Raw genomic sequence first — 3,164 nt, 5'->3', positions numbered from 1 at the left:
TGCTAATTGCTTATTTTTTTGTTTTGTTTTTTCTTCATGAATAATGCAGGTTAGCGCGATAAAGTGCCATATCTGCCATTTCAAAAAGAGTTTGGTTTGATGGAATTTTGGAATCAACGGTAACAGCGATACCTAAACTGACACTAAGATAAGAACTGATAGGAGAACTTGAGTGAGTAATTTTTTCAAGTTGTACTCTTTGAGTAATTTGTTGAGCCATAAATTCAGCACCTTGACTGGGGGTATTAGGCAAAATAAGGGCAAATTCTTCGCCTCCGTAACGAAAAACCATGTCTCCAGGTCTTTGGAGAATATTCTCAAGGATAAGAGCGACTTTTCGTAAACAGAGATCCCCTTGTCGGTGTCCATAATAGTCATTGTAAGATTTGAAAAAATCTAGGTCACACAATAACAAGGACATGGGAGAATTTTGCCGTTGAGAACGTTTCCACGTAATTAATAAAAGCACCTTGGTTGGTATACTGAATTCGAGCAAAGATATTTGAAGATATTTATGAGTGTGGAGCAAGTCTCAACAGAGTCAAGCGAATTGTTAGGACTATCATCGTTTCATGAACGTCGTCGCGGTCTAGAAGAGGAGCATGAATGGCTACTCAAACAAATAAAAAGAAAACGCACCGAACTAAAAAATTTTTTAGATCAAATGCGTAGTATTGGGATGGAAGTTTTTAAAAGACTGTCACCAATCCATCAACAAATGCAAGAACTGGATCAAGAAATTCATGAATTATTCTCAGAAATTTTAACAACAAGAAAATTGGGGAAAAAAAGTAGAAAGGATATTATGGGAGTTTATCATAATCTTCAAATGATTGGATTAATAAGTCCCCAATTAGATGTGGAGTCAGAAGAGGAAGAAGAGAAAGAATGGCCAGAGGAGTTTGAGGATATATTCTCAGATGAAAAAGAGTTTGAATCAGAGGAAAAGGAGTCTAATAGAAATGCTAAATATACAGAGGAAGAGGATGGAGAGAATGATGGGGAAGGAGGGCAGAGAAAATCTAAGAAATCAGGAGAAATGAGAAAAACGTTTTTAAAATTAGCATCTTTATTTCATCCAGATAAAGCAAGTGATCCAGAAACTCAAATATATCATAATGAAGTAATGAAAGAAGTAAATAGAGCTTATGAAGAGGGGGATATAGCCAGACTACTAGAAATAGAAAAAACTCATCATCTTCAACAAGAAATAGATGTAAATAATACATCAAAGAGTGAAATTGAGAAGATTTGTTTAAGGAGGGAAAAAGATAATGAACTTCTAAGAAATCAATATGAAAACTTAAAAAGAGAATTAAGGATGGTAAGAAGAAGTCCAGAGGGGACAATGGTAAAAGAATATCGAGCTTGTCAAAAACAAGGGGTTGATGCTATGGGGGAACTAACAAGAGAGTTAGAAGCTCAAATAAAACCAATAGAAGGGATCAGGAATTTTGTCAGAGATTTCCGTGATAAGAAAATGACCATCTCAGAATTTCTAAAAGGCCCTGGAGGTGGGGGAGCAGGGAGAGAGGAAGAAATATTAGAAATGATGTTAGAAGAATTATTAGGGATTAGAATAATCTAAATAATAAGGAAGTTAAATAAAAACTAAAAAGAGCCAAATAATTCATTTTTATTAGTAAAATATAAAGAGTGATATGAGAATAATTGAGTTCAAAAATCATGACAGAAAAAGTAGATGAAATTCGTGACTATCTAAATACAATTGGTCAAATTCCGCTCCTAAAAGCTAATGAAGAAATTGAATTAGGAAAACAAGTAAAAAGGATGAGGACTTGTTGGGAGATTAGGGAGACATTACTAGAAGAAAGCCCCTTAGTAACTGAGGAAGAATGGGCAGAGAAATTAGGGATAAGTGTGAGAGAACTCCAGGGAATTTTAAAAAGAGGGAAAAGAGCGAAAGATAAAATGGTGAATGCTAATTTAAGATTAGTAGTAGCCATGTCTAAAAAATATCAGGGTAAAGGATTAGAATTACTGGATTTAGTTCAAGAGGGAAATCTGGGGTTAATAAGAGCAGTGGAAAAGTTTGAAGTGGAGAAAGGATACAAATTTTCAACTTATGCGTATCATTGGATTAGACAGGCCTTAGTAAGAGCAATATTTGATAGAGGAAGAACAATTAGACTTCCGGCTCATATAAATGAAGAGATTCATAAGCTGAAAAAAGTTCAGTTAGAAATTAGACAGAAATATGGAAGAAGTGCGACAACCGAAGAAGTGTCAGAAAGATTGGAAGTCACCCCTCAAAAAGTTAGGTTATTAAGAGAAATACAGAATCCCATTCTCTCTTTAGATCAAAAAATTCTTGGAGAAGAAGAAAATTCAACATTGCTGAGTTTTATCCCAGATAAAAAAGGGAATTTAGGAGAATTTCTGGAGAATCTAGGGAATAAAGAATTAGTGGAACAAAGTCTCTGTATTCTAAAGCCAAAAGAGCAAAGAGTGTTAAAAGAATATTATTTAGGGACTTCTTCCTTAACCTTAAGTGAAATTGCCAAAAACATGAATGTAAGTCGTGAAAGAGTGAGACAAATTAAAAAGAAAGCTTTGGAGAAATTAAACAAAGTAATTTGTCTTGCACTTAATGAGAAATCCCATATGGTTTCAGTTGAGGTTGAATCAAAAAAATCTCAAAAATTTAAAGACATTTTAAATAAATCTTTGAAAGAAGTTGAATCTCCAGATGAGGTAAAGATTTCTTCTGAAGATGTTGATAGAAAATCTGAAGAGAAAATGGAGAAAACGACAAAAGAAATTAACTCCATAAACCCTTTTCCTGAATCACTTAAAATCAAGGAGCAAGTGAACTTTCCTCGACCAATGTTTGCCGAGAAATCTCCAGTGAAAGTGGCTGATGTATCTCCTAAAATTAAAGGCAGTATCGAAGCTTCTTCTACAACTGTTTCATCAAAAACTATCAGCAATTCTGAGGAGAAATTATCAAAAACTAAAACTAAGGTTGAAAATAAGAAGAAAGATACTCAATCAAAAGTTAAGAAGAAATTATCAACTAAATCTAAACCCAAGACAAAGCTATGTAAATCTCAACAAATAGAAATTAAAAAGCAGTTACAGCAATTATCCTATATAGCAATCAGGAATGATTTATGAGAATGAAGATGGGGTTTTTTATAGAG

Annotated in this window: 3 protein-coding genes; 2 read left to right on the top strand and 1 reads right to left on the bottom strand. The window is 33.7% G+C overall.

Features of this window, described 5'->3' with window-relative positions:
• Positions 1 to 34 precede the first annotated feature (34 nt).
• The gene (locus tag P9B04_RS18200; protein ID WP_342056395.1) at positions 35 to 469 is read right to left on the bottom strand and encodes a diguanylate cyclase; all 435 of its coding nucleotides are present in this window, start codon (positions 467 to 469) and stop codon (positions 35 to 37) included.
• Between the two features lie 45 nt (positions 470 to 514).
• Between P9B04_RS18200 and P9B04_RS18195 the strand changes: the two genes are divergently transcribed.
• A complete protein-coding gene (locus P9B04_RS18195; protein WP_342056394.1) occupies positions 515 to 1,588 on the top strand; it encodes a J domain-containing protein in 1,074 nt (357 codons plus the stop codon).
• Positions 1,589 to 1,686: 98 nt separating this feature from the next.
• Entirely contained in the window at positions 1,687 to 3,138 is a 1,452-nt protein-coding gene (locus tag P9B04_RS18190; protein WP_342056393.1) for a sigma-70 family RNA polymerase sigma factor, read from the top strand.
• The last annotated feature ends 26 nt before the right edge of the window (positions 3,139 to 3,164 follow it).

Source organism: Crocosphaera sp. Alani8, assembly GCF_038442745.1.
In the GTDB taxonomy this organism is placed as follows: Bacteria; Cyanobacteriota; Cyanobacteriia; order Cyanobacteriales; family Microcystaceae; genus Crocosphaera.
Note: the sequence above shows the minus strand (reverse complement) of the source record. Positions and strands in the feature narration are given on the sequence as shown.